Source organism: Fructobacillus durionis (assembly GCF_900112405.1).
In the GTDB taxonomy this organism is placed as follows: Bacteria; Bacillota; Bacilli; order Lactobacillales; family Lactobacillaceae; genus Fructobacillus; species Fructobacillus durionis.
The window spans coordinates 127,841-142,451 of sequence record NZ_FOLI01000001.1 but is presented as its reverse complement, the minus strand read 5'-3'; the positions used below and the strand labels follow the sequence as shown (position 1 = coordinate 142,451).

The window sequence follows — 14,611 nt, the reverse complement described above, 5'->3', positions numbered from 1 at the left end:
CAAAGTCCTTTTAAAAGAAATCAAAATCGCAATGTCCGCCTATCAAAAGAGATAGCCGAATATTTTTTAAAATAGAGAGATGAAAAACAAACGTTCATTTAATTTCTATTTAATTGTTCGTTTTTTAATGCCATTTTTTTCATTTTCCTTCAGACATCCCCTTTCATTATTGGTAAACTATTCAGGTAGTCTTTTTTACTTATTGAGGAGTTATACATGTCGAAAATTGCATCTTACTTCCAGTTTAAAGAACTGGGCACTTCATTTCGAAAAGAAACAATTGCTGGTATCACCACCTTTGTGGCGATGTCTTACATTCTTTTCTTAAACCCAAACGTTCTTGCCGCCGCTGGCATGGACAAGGGCGCGGTCTTTACTGCCTCTGCACTGGCTGCTGCAACCGCCACCCTTTTCATGGGTGTTGTTGCTAAATATCCAATCGCCATTGCACCAGGCCTTGGTGTGAACGCCTACTTCGCCTATTCCGTTGTTATGGGTATGAAGGTGCCTTGGCAAACGGCCATTTCAGGAATCTTAGTTGCCGCCTTGATTTTCTTGGCTTTGACTTTGACACACATCCGTGAAAAAATCATCGATGCCATCCCTTACAACTTGCGTGTGGCCATCGCCGCTGGTATCGGTCTCTTCATCGCCTTCATCGGTTTACACAACGCCGGATTGATTGTTGCCAACGCTGATACCATGGTTGCCATGGGGACCCTGACGAAGGGAAGCACCCTCTTGGCCATCTTCGGAATTGCTTTGACTTTGATTTTAATTGTTAAAAAAGTCCCAGCCGCCATCTTCTTTGGAATGGTTGGAACAGCCGTTGTTGGGTTGATTTTCAAGGAAATTCCAATGCCAACATCAATCATCTCTTCTGCACCATCCTTAAAGCCAACCTTCGGACAGGCCTGGATGCACTTGGGTGACATTAACACCTTTGAAATGTTGATTGTTGCGTTGACTTTCTTAATCGTTGTTTTCTTCGATACTGCTGGTACTTTGATCGGTTTGACTGAACAAGCCGGTTTACTTGATGAAAACGGTAAGATGCCCCGTGCCGGTAAGGCCTTGATGGCCGATGCCGTTGGTATGACCGTTGGTGCTACCCTTGGTACATCTCCAACCTCTGCCTTCGTCGAATCATCATCTGGTATCGCCGTTGGTGGTCGTTCCGGTTTCACCTCCGTTGTAACGGCTGGTCTTTTCATCTTAGCCCTCTTCTTCTCACCATTGCTAACGGTGGTTACCTCTCAGGTAACCGCACCTGCCTTGATTGTGGTTGGAATTATGATGGCTGGTAACTTGAAGAAGATTAAGTGGGAAGACATGGCCATTGCCGCACCTGCCTTCTTGATTGTTATCGGAATGCCTTTGACTTACTCAATCTCTGATGGAATCGCTCTTGGCTTCATCGCCTACCCTATTACGATGATTGCTGCAAAGCGCGGTAAGGAAGTTAACTTCCTGATGTACAGCTTGGCTGTTATCTTCGTTGCCTTTCTCTTCTATACACATAGCTAAAATTTAACCACTTTAAAAGTCCTTTCCAAAACGGAAAGGACTTTTTTGTATTAAAAAGCCCTGATCGTGTACAGAACCTTTTTTAATTAGTGTCTCTCAAACCAAACCTTCTCACTGTCAATTTCTACCCAAAAATGCTTCTGGTCTTTATCCATCTTTCCATAATAAGTTTGGCCATCAATGGTAATCGATAATTGCTGACTACGAATGGAATATGTTCCTTCATCCCAAGCATCAGTTCCATCTAAATTCGTTACAAAACTCTCACCATGGAAAACAATCGACGAATTATTTGTTCCTTCGTATGCACCCTTTAGACGGGAGGATTGATGAAAAACCGTCACTAGCAAAATCACTGCAAAAAAGTAAACAGATAAAAATTGAATGGTACGTTTCTTTTTATATTGAATGGTTCGTTGAATCAGTTTGGCTAATCGATTGAACATCATCGGAATTCCTTCTCATCTATTCCAGGGTGATAAAAAAAATCGGTTTATTTAAATAATCAATTAATCATGATACGTAATAATGCAGATATATACAAGTGACAGATATATCAACTAACAAGAATATGAATTAAAAAAGGAAGCTCAACTTACGTTAAGATTCCTTTTTTTATACATTATTTACCAGCCTTAGCTCGTAGATCCTTGGCATTGGCTAGGGCAACGTCGGTAATTTCATCTCCAGAAAGCATCATCGCCACCGCACGGTCACGGTCGGCCTCTTCCAAATCCGTCACGTGGGTAACCGTTCGGTCGCCCAACGTAGACTTTTCAATCAAGAAGTGGTGGTCAGCAGCTGCAGCAACCTGTGGCAAGTGGGTAATCGCCAAGACCTGGGTTTGAACTGAAATCGCCCGCATCTTCGAAGCAATGGCGGAACCAACTCGTCCTGAAACACCAGTATCGATTTCATCAAAGACAACAGTTGAGAGTCCCTGCTGAGAGATAAAGATGGTTTTCAAGGCCAACATTAAACGGGAGGCTTCACCACCAGAGGCGGCCTTTTCCAAAGGCTTCACGCCCTCCCCCTTGTTGGTTTGCACGTTAAAGGTCACGCGGTCGGCACCGCTTGGTAAGAATCCTTCAACCGGCTCGAAGTGCACTTCAAAAAAGGCTTCCTTCATCAACAAATCGTGGAGTTCCTGGTTAACCGCTTCTTCCAGCTTTTTGGCCACCTTCTGGCGGCGCTCACGTAAGGTCAGTGCTGCACCGTCCATCTTTTCCTTCAAAGCAGCCTTTTCAGCCGTCAACTGGTCGATATCGAGCGAACCGCCGTCCAATGCCGATAGGTCGGCCTCGACTTTTTGCTGAAAGGCTAGAATTTCATCCACTGTATCGCCGTACTTACGCTTCAACTGGTGAATAACTTGCAAACGATCGTCAATTTTCACCAGGGCTTCTTCATCAAAAGTCAGATTGGCGACCGACTCATCCAGATCGCGGCCGGCATCTTGGGCGGCATAGTAGGCTTCTGAAATGGACTGGGCCAAGTTCTCATAGCCCTTATCAAAGGACGCGGCCGTTTCAAGTGCGGAATTAGCGGCGGCCAGTAAGTCAATGGCGCCCCCTTCCAAGCCAGGATTTAACGCCTGCTGAGCCTGGTCCAGAGAGTCGGCAATCTTTTTATGGTTGGCCAACTTCGCCCGTTCATCGAGAAGCTCGTCTTCTTCACCCGGTTGCAAGTTAGCCGTCTTCAATTCTTCGGCCTGGAAAGTCAATAAATCCAAGCGTTGATTCAAATCGTGGGCCTGGTTCTTGACCTGGTTCAAACGCTGCGCCAAATCACGGTAACGAGTAAAGACTTTGTCATACTCGACCTTGGCCTGTTTCAAAGAGGCGTCTGCGAAGTCATCCAAAAGCGCCAAGTGGGAATCAGGGTTCAAGAGCAAGGATGTATCGTGCTGACCCTGAATCTCCACCAGACGGGCACCCAAGGAGGCGAGTGTTTTCAAAGGGACAATCATGCCGTTAATGCGGGAAACCGAACGTCCCTTCTGGTTAAACTCACGGTAAATGGCCACTTGGTTATCCGACACATCGATACCGGCGGCTTCGAAAGCAGCCTTCAGTTCGTCATTGCGTGATTCCGGCTTGGCATCAAGGGTAAAGAGAGCCTGTAAGACAGCCTTATCAGCACCATTTCGAATCATTTCCGTGCTAGCTCGGCCACCAGTCAACATCGCTAAAGCATCAATAATAATGGACTTACCGGCACCGGTTTCCCCGGTCAAAACCGTTAGACGGTCATCAAAAGACAGTTCGACCTGATCGATGATGGCAAAATTTTCAATGACAAGTTGTTCAAGCATCCCCTGCCTCCAAATCATATATGTACTCGCCTGCAAAGAGGCGACTGAATTAACCTTCTTGGTCGAGTTGACCGTGAGCTTCTTCAATGACTTTATCGATGTCCACGTCATCTGCGATAACCGGTTCATCCGACCGTTCCAACCAGGCCAAGAACTCGATGTTTCCCTGACCTCCCTTGATTGGTGAATAGGTCAGGCCCTTCACTGAAAAGCCTGATTCAACCATCATTGGCAAAGTCTTCTCGAGAACTAAACGGTGAACCGCTGGGTCTTTGATAATCCCATGCTTTCCCACCAATTCACGACCAGCTTCAAATTGGGGCTTAATCAAGGCAGCAACTTCACCACCCTTAGCCAAGATGTCCTTCAAAGTTGGCAAAATCAATCCCAAGGAGATGAAGGAAACGTCAATGGTCGCCCGGGTTGGCTGCCCTTCCATGAAGTCTGCCAGCTTAGCATAACGGAAGTTTGTATTTTCCATCACCGTCACGCGTTCGTCAATCCGCAGCTTCCAAGCCAATTGGTTGGTTCCAACATCCAAAGCATAAACGTGCTTGGCGCCGTTCTGCAGGGAAACGTCAGTGAAGCCACCGGTTGATGAGCCAATATCCAAGACAATTTGGTCTTTCATATCCATTCCAAAAGTCTCAATGGCCTTCACCAATTTGTAGCCACCACGAGACACAAATGGCAGTGGTTGTCCCTTAAAATGTAATTCCGTTGTCACTGGAATCTTCTGCCCAGCCTTATCCAAGCGTTCCTCGTTCTCACCGAGAATTTGGCCAGCCATGACGGCCCGCTTGGCCTGTTCACGGGAAGTAAAGAGTCCCTGCTGAACAAGTAAGATATCGACACGTTCTTTTGCAACTGCCATTCTTATGCTCCAATTAAATCAATCAAATTTGTTAGTAGACCGGCATCAAAGGCTGGTTCAAGTTTTTCTAGGTCCTGCAAAGCCTGCTTCGCTTCAGATCGCAAGTCCGCAATCATCTGCTTTGACTTTTCCAAGCCGTAGAGATGAACAAGGGAAACAACGCCCTCTTCTGCATCCTGCTCGTAGTCATCGAAGTCATCCTGAATCTGGAAAAGGAGGCCTAACTTCTGACCGTACTTCCCCATCAAAGCCATCGCCGCTTCATCCAAATCCAAGTAATGACCACCAATCAAAGCGGCAGCAGTTAAGAGATCCGCCGTCTTCTTCTGGTAGACCTGGTTCAACACAGCTTCCTGAGCAACAGCATCATGGTTAACGTTGTGGTTTCCCATGTCCAAGACTTGTCCATAAACCATGCCAAAGGCCCCCGAACGCGCTGACAAAGTCGCGACCATCCGCATCTTCTGTTCTGCTGAAATGCTTTTGACAGCTGACAGGATTTGATAGGCCTGTGCCTGCAAGGCATCTCCCACCAAAACGGCCAAGGAAGGTCCATACAAGGCGTGTACGGAGAGTTGACCGCGGCGGTAGGCATCGTTATCCATTTCAGGCAAATCGTCGTGGACGAGCGAATAGGCATGCACCCATTCAATGGCTGAAGCAGCCTTCACCGCCTCGCCATCAATCGCTTGTCCGAAAGAATCAATCACAGCCAAAACCAAAAGTGGGCGCAAGCGCTTTCCCTTTGTCAGCAGGGCATACTGCAAGGCCTGCTCGTAGGAATCGGACACTTCGGGTCCATGCTGCTTACTTTCAGCAACCAAGGTTTCTTCCACCTGAGGCTTATATGTTTGAATGAAGTCCTTAAAACTAGTCATTGTTGGTCAATTCCAAATCAGTCATGGAGCCGTCGTCTTGCATCACCTTTGCCAAAGTCTTTTCGGCTTCAGCCAAAGTCTTCTGCAAGTCCTTTGCCAAAACAACACCAGTCTTAAAATCGGCCAAGGCTGTTTCCAATGGACGGTCACCCTGTTCAAGGGCCGTCACGATTTGGTCCAACTGCTTCAATTTTTCTTCAAATGATGCATCTTTAGTCATGTTTCTCTCCTAAAATCTCAGCTTCCAACTGGCCGTCTGCAAAAGTCAATCCGACCTTTTCGCCAGCCTTCAAATCACTCTTTGATTTCACAACCTGACCCTCAGGTCCTTTCACGATGGTGTAACCAGCTGACAAAATCTTCAACGGTGAAACCAAATCCAACTTAGCCGCTGCTAATGCGACCCGCTCCTGATAAGGACGTAACATCTGGGTCTGCTGGGCAGCCAAGCGTTCAGCTAAAGCCGTTTCTTGGTACTTAGCCTGTTCCGTCTTCCGTGAGAATGCCTGGTACAAACGCTTCTCCAATGAATCAACTTCCTGCTGGTAGGCAGCGTAGAGTCGGTCCGGCTGTTTCATAATTGGCCGGTCAATCACGTACTTCAAATCCTGCTCTTTTTTTGCCAGCAACTTCTGCCCGGCTAGCGTCAGACGAGAGGATAATTCCAAGACTCGATCAATTAAGTTCTGTTTGGAAATCGGCGTTGCCAATTCGGCAGCAGCCGTAGGTGTTGCTGCACGTTGATCGGCGACCAGATCAACCAAGGTGTTGTCGGTTTCGTGCCCAACAGAGGAAATAATCGGCGTTTTCAAGGCGGCGACTTTACGAACCAAGGCCTCGTCGTTAAAGGCCCAGAGGTCTTCAATCGAACCACCACCACGACCAATAATTGCCGTGTCAAAGCCGAGTTCATCGACCTTATCCAACTGCTTCAACAGTGATGGCACGGCGCCATCCCCCTGCACAACGGCTGGCAGCAAAACCACCTGGGCCTGTGGCAACCGCCGTTCAACCGTCTTGGCCACATCTTCCACGACCGCACCAGTTGGCGAAGTAATCACGGCAATCTTACGGGGCAGTGGTGGAATTGGCCGCTTAGGTGCTGAAAAGAGACCCTCCTTTGCCAACTTGTCCTTTAACTGCTGGAGAGCCAAGAAGAGGTCCCCGACACCGGCTGGCGTCATCTGTTCCAAGATAATCGAGTAGGAACCAGAAGGCTCGTAAATTTGCACACGGCCGACAGCCTGGACCTTCATCCCCTCTTCTGGCTCAAACTTCAAGCGGGAAGCATAAGAGAACATGGCGGCCCGAATCACGGCCTTGGCTTCGGGGTCCTTGATGGAAAAGTAGAGATGGCGGGACCGACGGTTCCCCAGGTTCGAGATTTCTCCCGTCAGGTAAACCTTACCCAAGTGTGGGTCTCGATCAAACTTCGCGGATAAATATTTCGTTAGTGCAGCAACGCTGACATACTGTGATTCTTCCACCGAAAGCCCCTTTCCATAACTTGTTTTAGCTTTCTTTATTATATCAGAAAGTCTTTTAGCTGTAGCTTTAGACAGTAAAAAAGAGCTAACCGAAGTTAGCTCTTAGTTTGGCATGCCGAATTCGCTTCGACGGGCGGTTTGATTCAGTCACGAACCAAACAAGTCAGCGTCACCCTAGCTTGCGCTAGTAGTCATGGTGAGAAATGGAAGTTCCACAACAACCATTACACCTGCACCTAATCCGAGGCTTGGAATTTAATCCTAGCAGGCCGCGTGGGCGTCTTAAAAGACGCGCTCGACTCATCGCATACCTTTATTATGCCAGCTAAAGAGCAAAAAGGCAAGTCAGATTACTTTTCAGAGTTTGTATGATTACTTCTCCGGCTTATTTCATTACCTCTCTTTGCAATGAAATAAAACACGGGAGCAGTAATAATCATCATTATCAAACTGTTCTGCCACTGATTAACATATGGATCAATCAAGAGTTCATCAATCAAAATGATAAAACCATAAAAAATAGCAGATAATATAACAAATGTACTCTTCTTCATATTTTCTCCCTTTATTTACATACAGAATCTTTTATTTCGGACCAGAATCCGATTTCCTAAACCCCTTATGCTCTCGGGTATTTCTCAACCAATAAACAAAATAAAAGGAAGGACAATCAATAAAGAAAACAATCAAGCAATTCTGCCATGTATTAACATATGGTGCAATCAAGTGGTTATCGACTACCTGAATCAAAGCAGCAATGATAGCAATCGATATTAAAAATGTACTCTTCTTCATTCCCATCTCTCCTAATTCTAATATAGATAAACTAACAAAGAATTAGTACCAATGCAAATTAGCAAAAACTCCCTCTCTCCTTTACTCTCCTTCCCCCAACCCCTATAATCAAGCTATGCTAATCATTACAAAAATCCAGACAAAAGAGCTCAAGGCCATTGGTCGAGCAAATACACGAGAGTACGAAGACTTAGCCATCCCCGCCTTGGACTTTTCATCAAAAAAAGAACTTGTTCAAGAAGTCTTGGATGCTTATGACCTTGGTGAACTCACCACCCTTTCCCATGTCTCGTCTCCGAATGTATTGAAAGCGACTGTGGAAAAGGATAACGTTGCCTACCACTTATCCGCCAAAATTCATGAAGAATAAGAAAAGCCCCCTGGTTATTCAACCGGGAGGTTTTTTTAACACATATTATTTTTTCTTAGTCGAAGCTTTCTTATCAGCAGTCTTCTCTTCTTCAGCTGTTTCCTTTTCTTCTTCCACTGCCGCTTCTTGATTTTCACGAATCGTATCGAGTAATTCGGCAAAGCGGCTAGCAGCCTTAGCCAAAACAGAATCCGGGTCATCCAAAAAGGCTGACAAAGAAGACAACTTTTCAATCTTCAAAGCGGACTTGCTGACGTGGGCGTTGTCCACAATCAAGTAGACGTTTAGTTCATAGGCCTGATCAACAAAGACCAACTTCTTTTCTTGATTCTTATAGCGCAATGGCAAGTTGATGACGTTGGCTTCCATCGATAGAGTGGTTCCACCCTGTTCGATACCGCCATCGATATCAAGCGCAGCTCGGGCTGGTTCTTCATTCTTAGCTAAGGCCTTGAATGCTTCAAAGAGGGCATCCAAATCGACCGCCTGCCCGGCTGGGTTTTCCACGACTTTATCTTGATATGACTGGTTGTCGACCAAATCGACAATGGCATCGCCTGCTAATTCCATCAGAATCTCCTTTACTTAACAAAAAAAGTATAGCATAGCCAAAGACGCTACAAAAGTCAAAATCCACCGCTCCGATAAAAAGCAGTGGATTTATTTAATTTAAACTAATGGTAAACGGCGTTGCAAAGTGTAAGCAATGGAAGGAAAGACATAAACGAAGTCGTTTAACTGTTCCTTCGTCAGTCCCATCTGCACGTATGGCACAATGGTATTAATTGTTTCTTCGGCATCCATGGCCATTTCGGCAGCCCCAACCAACTTCTGGCTAGTTTTATCAAAAATCAAGGCCAATTGAGCACCTTGTTCATTCTTGATCTGGCGGTACCAATCACCATCATACGAAGCTTCGACCACTTCGTACTGTTCAGGCTTTGACTTTGCCTCATCCAAGGAAACCCCCACTTGGGCAATCCGTGGTGAAGTAAAGACAATCTCTGAAATGGCAGGATAAACGATTGGCCCATCGTTTGTCCCCATGAACTTAGCTGCCAGGTAACGGGATTCAAAGGCAGCCGTTGGTGTCAGCTTAGCAATCGTCTTATCAATGGCATCCCCTGAAGCATAGATGTTTGGTACGTTGGTCTGCAAGTTATCGTTAACTACGATACCACGGTTGGTTGCTTCCACTCCAACTGCTTCCAAGTTCAACTGGTCGTGGTTTGGCACGCGACCAGTAGCGTCCAAAACGTAATCCGTGCTTAACTGGAATTCCTTAGGGCCAAACAAAGTCAATGAACCATCGGCGTTCTTCTCAGCACGGGCAATGTTCATATCCGGAATAAAGCGTACGCCAGCCCGCTTCAAATCCTCTTGCACCTTGGCCACGTATTCCGCTGGGAATTGCTTTAGGATACGGTTACCACGGGTAATCACATCGACTTTGGCACCGACTGCAGCAGCAATCGTTGCGAACTCAATGGCGACAAAGCCACCACCCAAAATTGTCACGTGCTCTGGCATATGTGGCAATGACAAGAAGTCCGTTGAATCCGCAAAGTTTTCAGCACCCGGAATCGTCAAACGGTGTGGGCGCATCCCCGTTGCGATAACAATCTTGTCTGCCGTATAAGTCTTTTCACCGACCTTGACCGTGTGGGCATCAACGAATTCGGCGTGGCCGTTAATCGTTGTAATTCCAACGTTGTCCAAACGGTCCTTACCATGCTGATCCTGTGGCACGATAAGTTCATGCTTATGGGCCATCAGGTCTTCCCAGTTCACCTTAGGAACACCATCCAAGCCACGGCCCTGCAAGGCCTTAATCTGGTCAATTAAGACCAGTGGCTTATCCAAAATAATTTTGGCATTGCAGCCCTTATTTGAACAAACACCACCGTACTGTGATTCTTCAATCACAGCCACTTTGGCACCAGACTTGGCCAAGGGCACTGCTCCGTTCCAAGTTGCCTGTCCAGAGCCGATATATAATACTGAAAAGTCCATAAGCACTCCTTTTTAAAAATAAAATAATCTGTCTAATGAAATTACATTTATATTCTAGCACATTTAACTCAATTATGTAAATTGGTATACTTTCTATTTTCTACAAAAAAATCGTTAAATCGATTTCAAAGCAACAAAAAAAGAACCGCTCTCGCAGTTCTTTTTTTCATTACTTTTTATGTGGCATGCGCTTCCAGAAATCAGCCTTGTTCGTTTGACGTGAACGAGCAATTCCCATTTCATGCTTTTCAATATCATCCGTAATGGTTGACCCAGCAGCTGTAATCGCCTCATCAGCGATTGTCACTGGCGCAATAATCTTCGTGTTGGAACCGATGAAGGCTCGATCACCGACTTTGCTATCAAACTTATGAACACCGTCATAGTTCACAAAAATCGTACCAGCACCAACGTTAACGTCTTCGCCAAGGGTAGCGTTTCCAACGTATGACAAGTGGCCAACCTTCGAACGCAAGCCAACCGTTGCCTTCTTGACTTCAACGAAGTTACCCAAGTGGGCTTCGTCTTCAATCACAGCAAGAGGACGGAGGTGGGCGTAAGGGCCAATGGTGGTCTTGTTCTTAACCGTGGCTTCTTCCATATGAGAAGAAGTAATCACATTCCCATCCCCAATCGTTGAATCTTCGATACGGGTCCCATTGGTCAAAACGTTATCCCGACCAATCACCGTCTTACCGGTAATTGTCACGTTGCCTTCAATAACCGTATCTTGTCCGATTTCAACATCGGCTTCGATGTAGGTTTGGGCTGGTGCTAACAACTCAACCCCGTTGCGCATGTGCTTTTCGTTAATGCGAGCGCGCATGATTTCGTTGGCCTTTGCCAAAGCCACACGGTCGTTCACACCGAGTGATTCCGTGAAATCCATTGTCTCAAAGGCAGCGATTTGATGACCGGATTCACGCAAGATATCCAAAGTATCTGGCAAGTAGTATTCGCCTTGAGCATTGTCGTTACCGACTTTACCAAGCGCTTCAAACAAAAGCTCGTTATTAAAGACGTAAACGCCGGTATTGATTTCTTGAATGCGGCGTTCCGTAATGGAAGCGTCCTTTTCTTCAACAATCTTCAAGACCAAACCATCATCGTCGCGAACGATACGGCCGTAACCCGTTGGGTCATCAGCGTGGGCAGTCAAAACAGTCACAGCCGCCTTTGTCCGGTCGTGTTCTTCCAACAAAGCCTGTAGCGTCTTCGTTGTAAAGAGTGGTGTGTCCCCTGACAGAATCAGAGTTGAACCTTTGGCATCGCCCAAGGCCGCCTTCGTTTGCAAAACCGCGTGCCCTGTTCCCAATTGCTTTTCTTGAATGACAAAGTCAGAACGGTCACCAATGTGGGCTTGAACCTTTTCATTTCCAACACCAGTGACAGTTAAAATCTTTTCGGGTGCCAATGGTTCGACCGATGAAAGTACCCAGTCAACCATCGCCTTTCCTGCCACTTGGTGCAAAACCTTTGGCAAGTTTGATTTCATTCGAGAACCGTTTCCGGCCGCTAGAATGACAACGTTTGTTCCCTTCATGATTAATCCTTCTTTTGGTAAATACGTGACAAATAGTTTCCTGCTGCAACCTTAATTTGACCAGTTGTATCAGGAGTTGTTTCAACGTGCAAAAGTGATGTGAAGTCTTCAATCAAACGAACGTTTGAACGACCTTCGGCAAAGACAGCCGTTCCCACAACTGTTCCACCGAATTCGCGTACCAGTGTCTGCATTCCTTGAATAGTTCCACCGGCCTTCATGAAGTCATCGACAATCAAAACACGTGACCCTGAGCGCAATGAACGCTTTGACAAAGCCATCTTTTCAACACGCTTTGATGATCCCGTCAAATAATTAACTGAGATCATTGACCCTTCGGTCACCTTCGCGTCATCACGAACGATAACGAAAGGTACGTTTAATTCAGATGCAACAGCCTGTGCCAAAGGAATTCCCTTTGTCGCAGCAGTCATGACAGCATCAATTTCTTCCCCAACGTACTCTGTCGAGAGTAGTCGTCCAGTTTGACGCAACACATCTGGTTGTCCTAGGAGGTCAGACAGGTAAACATAGCCACCAGGCAACACACGGTCTTCGTTTGATACTTCAGCAATCACTTCATCAACGAAGGCTGTTGCTTCTTCCTCGCCCATCAATGGTGTGTAAAAGACACCACCGGCTGCACCAGGATATGTCTTCAAATCACCGGTTCCACGTGTTTTAAAAACGCGACGGACAATGGCCAAATCTTCTGAAATTGATGACTTGGCAGTTTCATAGCGTTCTGCAAAGAAATTCAATGAAACGAGCTTACGTGGATGCTCGAGTAAATAATGGGTCATATCGACCAAACGATCTGCACGACGTGTCTTCATAATTAATAGTGTCGGACTCCTTAGTCCGCCCCCTTTTATAAACAAAATATCCAAATAATTATAGCATAAAAAAAGCCGATAAAGGCGAACATTCGTCTTTATCGGATAACAATTTTATTTCTTTTTTTAATTAGTTCACCTTTGCCAAAGCCAGTGACAACAAGTAAATGCCGACCTCAATCAGTGCAATAAAGACCGACGTTGGCAGGTTCGTCATGTAGGCCAGTGCCAATCCCAACCAGGTTCCAAAAAGAGCAAAGAAAATGCTCAAAGCAATTAAGCCCGGGATTGTCTTCTGATAGGTTCTAGCTGCAGCAGCTGGCAAAGTCACCAGTACGAAAATCAGCAAAGATCCAACCAATTGTGAAGAAATGGCAACGGACAGCGCCATCACAAGCAGGAAGACAATTCGTAAAAGTCCCTTTTTCTTATTTGATAGAAGCAAACCAGCTTCATCAAAGGCCAACAGTGAGAGTGGCCGGAAAAGCAAGAAGAAGAGAACCAAAATGAAGGCTGCCATTCCAAGGAGCAGTTGAATATCACCAACCGAAATTCCTAACACTGATCCAAAAAGAATTCCTGTGGCCGATGAAGACGAGGAATGCCCCAAGGCAAGGAATAGAATTCCGAGCCCAATGGCCAGAGCGGAAATGGCTGAGGTCACGTTGTCAGACTTGACTTTGGCGTTTTCCAAAGAGCCGATGGCAATGGCAGATAACGCCGTTAGAGCCACCATTCCAAGTAGCGGTGCAAAACCTAACCAGAAGCCCATGGCTGCACCGGCAAAGGCAATTTCTGAGAGTGAGTGTGTCAAAAAGTTATAGGAACGAGCAACCACAAAGGTCCCCACCAGAGCGGAAATAATTGAGATAACCGTACCGGCTAGATAGGCATTCACCATATAAGTTTCAGAGAACATGCTTTACCTCCTCCGAATGCTTGGAAGATGCCCCGTCTGGTAGTTCAATCGCTGGGCCAGTTGTAATCGTTTTATCGTGCAACCAAAGATAGGAATCGGCAGACTTTTTCACCCAGGAAGTATCGTGGGAAATCCAAAGCACTCCAATCTTCCAGTCCTGCTGTGCCTTTCGAATTTGCGCCACTAGTTCAGCCGTGTGTAGACTATCCAAGGCGGAACTTGGTTCATCTAAGATTAACAAATCCGGTTTCTTAGCAAGTGCTTGGGCAATATAGGCCCGCTGTTTTTGACCCCCAGAAGCCTTAGCTAAGGGTAAATCAGCCAGTTCGCTAAGGTCTAAGCGGTTCAGTGCATCCGAAACACGGGCCTTTTCTTCCTGGTTTAACCAAGGCAAACCTTTGTCACGCACCCCCAAGCCAACAAAGGCCTTAATCGATAAGGGATAATCATCCCCCAAATCGCGGAACTGCGGAACATAGGCTAACTTATTGGCATGCACCTGAATGGTCTCTGCCTTTTCACCAGTTAAAGCAGCCTGAATCAGTGCCTTAATCAAAGTCGTCTTCCCTGCTCCGTTTTCCCCAAGCACAACGGTCAGTTGATCAGTGGGTAAGGCAAAGGAAACATCCTTTAAGATCATCTTTTTTCCAAAAGAAACGGTATAATGGTTCACTTGAATCTGTTCTGTCATCATCATTTCCTCGGTATCAAAAAAGACCCACAAACGGGTCAATTAATTTGAAATTACCTTAATCAGCAAAATCAATATCTACGTTTTTAGTTAATACGTCAGTATAACTATAAGAGGCACGTTCAAACTGTGCTTCTTCGTCTAATTCCACAACAAATAGGGAAGGGAAGGTTGAACGAAGAATACCTGAACGTCTTGTATATTTCTTGCGGCCAGCTTGAGAAACAACTGTCACTTCTTCTCCGATGTGCGCATCGAGGCGCGACTTAATCTCTTCTAAGGTTGACATAGGAACCGCCTTTCTCATTTAACAATAATGATTATAACCTAATGTTAATAATTTATCAAGTGAACGGGCGATTTA

The 14,611-nt window shown here is 46.0% G+C and carries 17 protein-coding genes; 2 read left to right on the top strand and 15 right to left on the bottom strand.

The genetic code is table 11. The features are described 5' to 3' along the window. Nucleotides 1–216 precede the first annotated feature (216 nt). Entirely contained in the window at nucleotides 217–1,527 is a 1,311-nt protein-coding gene (locus BMZ93_RS00730) for an NCS2 family permease (RefSeq protein WP_091501208.1), read from the top strand. An 86-nt stretch (nucleotides 1,528–1,613) separates the two neighbouring features. On the opposite strand, the gene BMZ93_RS00725 is transcribed toward BMZ93_RS00730, so the two are convergent. The 8 genes from BMZ93_RS00725 to BMZ93_RS00690 all read right to left on the bottom strand — a co-directional run bounded on the left by BMZ93_RS00725 (nucleotide 1,614) and on the right by BMZ93_RS00690 (nucleotide 7,875). Further along, the gene (locus BMZ93_RS00725; RefSeq protein WP_143404261.1) at nucleotides 1,614–1,976 is read right to left on the bottom strand and encodes a hypothetical protein; all 363 of its coding nucleotides are present in this window, start codon (nucleotides 1,974–1,976) and stop codon (nucleotides 1,614–1,616) included. Between the two features lie 173 nt (nucleotides 1,977–2,149). Further along, entirely contained in the window at nucleotides 2,150–3,841 is a 1,692-nt protein-coding gene (gene recN, locus BMZ93_RS00720) for a DNA repair protein RecN (protein WP_091501205.1), read from the bottom strand. A gap of 49 nt (nucleotides 3,842–3,890) precedes the next feature. Next, nucleotides 3,891–4,715, bottom strand: coding sequence for a TlyA family RNA methyltransferase (locus BMZ93_RS00715; protein ID WP_091501203.1), 825 nt, complete (start codon nucleotides 4,713–4,715; stop codon nucleotides 3,891–3,893). A gap of 2 nt (nucleotides 4,716–4,717) precedes the next feature. Continuing rightward, nucleotides 4,718–5,593: a polyprenyl synthetase family protein gene (locus BMZ93_RS00710; protein ID WP_091501201.1), complete on the bottom strand. Its 876-nt coding sequence runs from the start codon at nucleotides 5,591–5,593 to the stop codon at nucleotides 4,718–4,720. Then, nucleotides 5,586–5,813, bottom strand: a complete 228-nt coding sequence (locus tag BMZ93_RS00705) for an exodeoxyribonuclease VII small subunit (protein ID WP_091501198.1) — start codon at nucleotides 5,811–5,813, stop codon at nucleotides 5,586–5,588. Before BMZ93_RS00705 ends, BMZ93_RS00710 begins: the two co-directional genes overlap by 8 nt. Continuing rightward, nucleotides 5,806–7,080 carry an exodeoxyribonuclease VII large subunit gene (gene xseA, locus BMZ93_RS00700; protein WP_091501197.1) on the bottom strand — a complete coding sequence of 425 codons (1,275 nt, stop codon included), beginning with the start codon at nucleotides 7,078–7,080 and terminating at the stop codon, nucleotides 5,806–5,808. The genes BMZ93_RS00705 and xseA overlap by 8 nt, the downstream gene beginning before the upstream one ends. Nucleotides 7,081–7,430: 350 nt before the next feature. Then, nucleotides 7,431–7,634 carry a hypothetical protein gene (locus tag BMZ93_RS00695; protein ID WP_091501195.1) on the bottom strand — a complete coding sequence of 68 codons (204 nt, stop codon included), beginning with the start codon at nucleotides 7,632–7,634 and terminating at the stop codon, nucleotides 7,431–7,433. 31 nt (nucleotides 7,635–7,665) lie between these two features. Next, complete coding sequence (locus BMZ93_RS00690; protein ID WP_091501193.1) at nucleotides 7,666–7,875, bottom strand: hypothetical protein; 210 nt, start codon at nucleotides 7,873–7,875, stop codon at nucleotides 7,666–7,668. A 115-nt stretch (nucleotides 7,876–7,990) separates the two neighbouring features. Between BMZ93_RS00690 and BMZ93_RS00685 the strand changes: the two genes are divergently transcribed. Next, nucleotides 7,991–8,245: a hypothetical protein gene (locus tag BMZ93_RS00685; RefSeq protein ID WP_091501191.1), complete on the top strand. Its 255-nt coding sequence runs from the start codon at nucleotides 7,991–7,993 to the stop codon at nucleotides 8,243–8,245. 45 nt (nucleotides 8,246–8,290) lie between these two features. Here BMZ93_RS00685 and BMZ93_RS00680 read toward each other — a convergent pair whose 3' ends face one another. The 7 genes from BMZ93_RS00680 to BMZ93_RS00650 form a co-directional block, all read right to left on the bottom strand. Further along, nucleotides 8,291–8,815 (bottom strand): hypothetical protein, encoded by a 525-nt coding sequence (locus BMZ93_RS00680; RefSeq protein WP_091501189.1) that lies wholly within the window; start codon nucleotides 8,813–8,815, stop codon nucleotides 8,291–8,293. A gap of 99 nt (nucleotides 8,816–8,914) precedes the next feature. Beyond that, nucleotides 8,915–10,258 carry a dihydrolipoyl dehydrogenase family protein gene (locus BMZ93_RS00675; protein WP_091501188.1) on the bottom strand — a complete coding sequence of 448 codons (1,344 nt, stop codon included), beginning with the start codon at nucleotides 10,256–10,258 and terminating at the stop codon, nucleotides 8,915–8,917. Between the two features lie 169 nt (nucleotides 10,259–10,427). Next, on the bottom strand, nucleotides 10,428–11,801 hold the full coding sequence (gene glmU, locus BMZ93_RS00670) for a bifunctional UDP-N-acetylglucosamine diphosphorylase/glucosamine-1-phosphate N-acetyltransferase GlmU (protein WP_091501186.1): 1,374 nt from the start codon (nucleotides 11,799–11,801) through the stop codon (nucleotides 10,428–10,430). Between the two features lie 2 nt (nucleotides 11,802–11,803). Then, nucleotides 11,804–12,637: a pur operon repressor gene (gene purR / locus BMZ93_RS00665; RefSeq protein ID WP_091501184.1), complete on the bottom strand. Its 834-nt coding sequence runs from the start codon at nucleotides 12,635–12,637 to the stop codon at nucleotides 11,804–11,806. A 130-nt stretch (nucleotides 12,638–12,767) separates the two neighbouring features. Beyond that, nucleotides 12,768–13,556 (bottom strand): metal ABC transporter permease, encoded by a 789-nt coding sequence (locus BMZ93_RS00660; RefSeq protein ID WP_091501182.1) that lies wholly within the window; start codon nucleotides 13,554–13,556, stop codon nucleotides 12,768–12,770. Further along, nucleotides 13,546–14,247: a metal ABC transporter ATP-binding protein gene (locus tag BMZ93_RS00655; protein ID WP_159427767.1), complete on the bottom strand. Its 702-nt coding sequence runs from the start codon at nucleotides 14,245–14,247 to the stop codon at nucleotides 13,546–13,548. Before BMZ93_RS00655 ends, BMZ93_RS00660 begins: the two co-directional genes overlap by 11 nt. 58 nt (nucleotides 14,248–14,305) lie before the next feature. Continuing rightward, nucleotides 14,306–14,536: a Veg family protein gene (locus BMZ93_RS00650; protein WP_091501178.1), complete on the bottom strand. Its 231-nt coding sequence runs from the start codon at nucleotides 14,534–14,536 to the stop codon at nucleotides 14,306–14,308. Nucleotides 14,537–14,611: the final 75 nt, after the last annotated feature.

Excerpts from the sequence above, each read along its gene's own strand:
- BMZ93_RS00730 (WP_091501208.1), top strand. The coding sequence starts at position 217 with ATGTCGAAAATTGCATCTTACTTCCAGTTTAAAGAACTGGGCACTTCA.
- BMZ93_RS00725 (WP_143404261.1), bottom strand. The coding sequence starts at position 1,976 with ATGATGTTCAATCGATTAGCCAAACTGATTCAACGAACCATTCAATAT.
- recN (WP_091501205.1), bottom strand. The coding sequence starts at position 3,841 with ATGCTTGAACAACTTGTCATTGAAAATTTTGCCATCATCGATCAGGTC.
- BMZ93_RS00715 (WP_091501203.1), bottom strand. The coding sequence starts at position 4,715 with ATGGCAGTTGCAAAAGAACGTGTCGATATCTTACTTGTTCAGCAGGGA.
- BMZ93_RS00710 (WP_091501201.1), bottom strand. The coding sequence starts at position 5,593 with ATGACTAGTTTTAAGGACTTCATTCAAACATATAAGCCTCAGGTGGAA.
- BMZ93_RS00705 (WP_091501198.1), bottom strand. The coding sequence starts at position 5,813 with ATGACTAAAGATGCATCATTTGAAGAAAAATTGAAGCAGTTGGACCAA.
- BMZ93_RS00695 (WP_091501195.1), bottom strand. The coding sequence starts at position 7,634 with ATGAAGAAGAGTACATTTGTTATATTATCTGCTATTTTTTATGGTTTT.
- BMZ93_RS00690 (WP_091501193.1), bottom strand. The coding sequence starts at position 7,875 with ATGAAGAAGAGTACATTTTTAATATCGATTGCTATCATTGCTGCTTTG.
- BMZ93_RS00685 (WP_091501191.1), top strand. The coding sequence starts at position 7,991 with ATGCTAATCATTACAAAAATCCAGACAAAAGAGCTCAAGGCCATTGGT.
- BMZ93_RS00680 (WP_091501189.1), bottom strand. The coding sequence starts at position 8,815 with ATGGAATTAGCAGGCGATGCCATTGTCGATTTGGTCGACAACCAGTCA.
- BMZ93_RS00675 (WP_091501188.1), bottom strand. The coding sequence starts at position 10,258 with ATGGACTTTTCAGTATTATATATCGGCTCTGGACAGGCAACTTGGAAC.
- glmU (WP_091501186.1), bottom strand. The coding sequence starts at position 11,801 with ATGAAGGGAACAAACGTTGTCATTCTAGCGGCCGGAAACGGTTCTCGA.
- purR (WP_091501184.1), bottom strand. The coding sequence starts at position 12,637 with ATGAAGACACGTCGTGCAGATCGTTTGGTCGATATGACCCATTATTTA.
- BMZ93_RS00660 (WP_091501182.1), bottom strand. The coding sequence starts at position 13,556 with ATGTTCTCTGAAACTTATATGGTGAATGCCTATCTAGCCGGTACGGTT.
- BMZ93_RS00655 (WP_159427767.1), bottom strand. The coding sequence starts at position 14,247 with ATGACAGAACAGATTCAAGTGAACCATTATACCGTTTCTTTTGGAAAA.
- BMZ93_RS00650 (WP_091501178.1), bottom strand. The coding sequence starts at position 14,536 with ATGTCAACCTTAGAAGAGATTAAGTCGCGCCTCGATGCGCACATCGGA.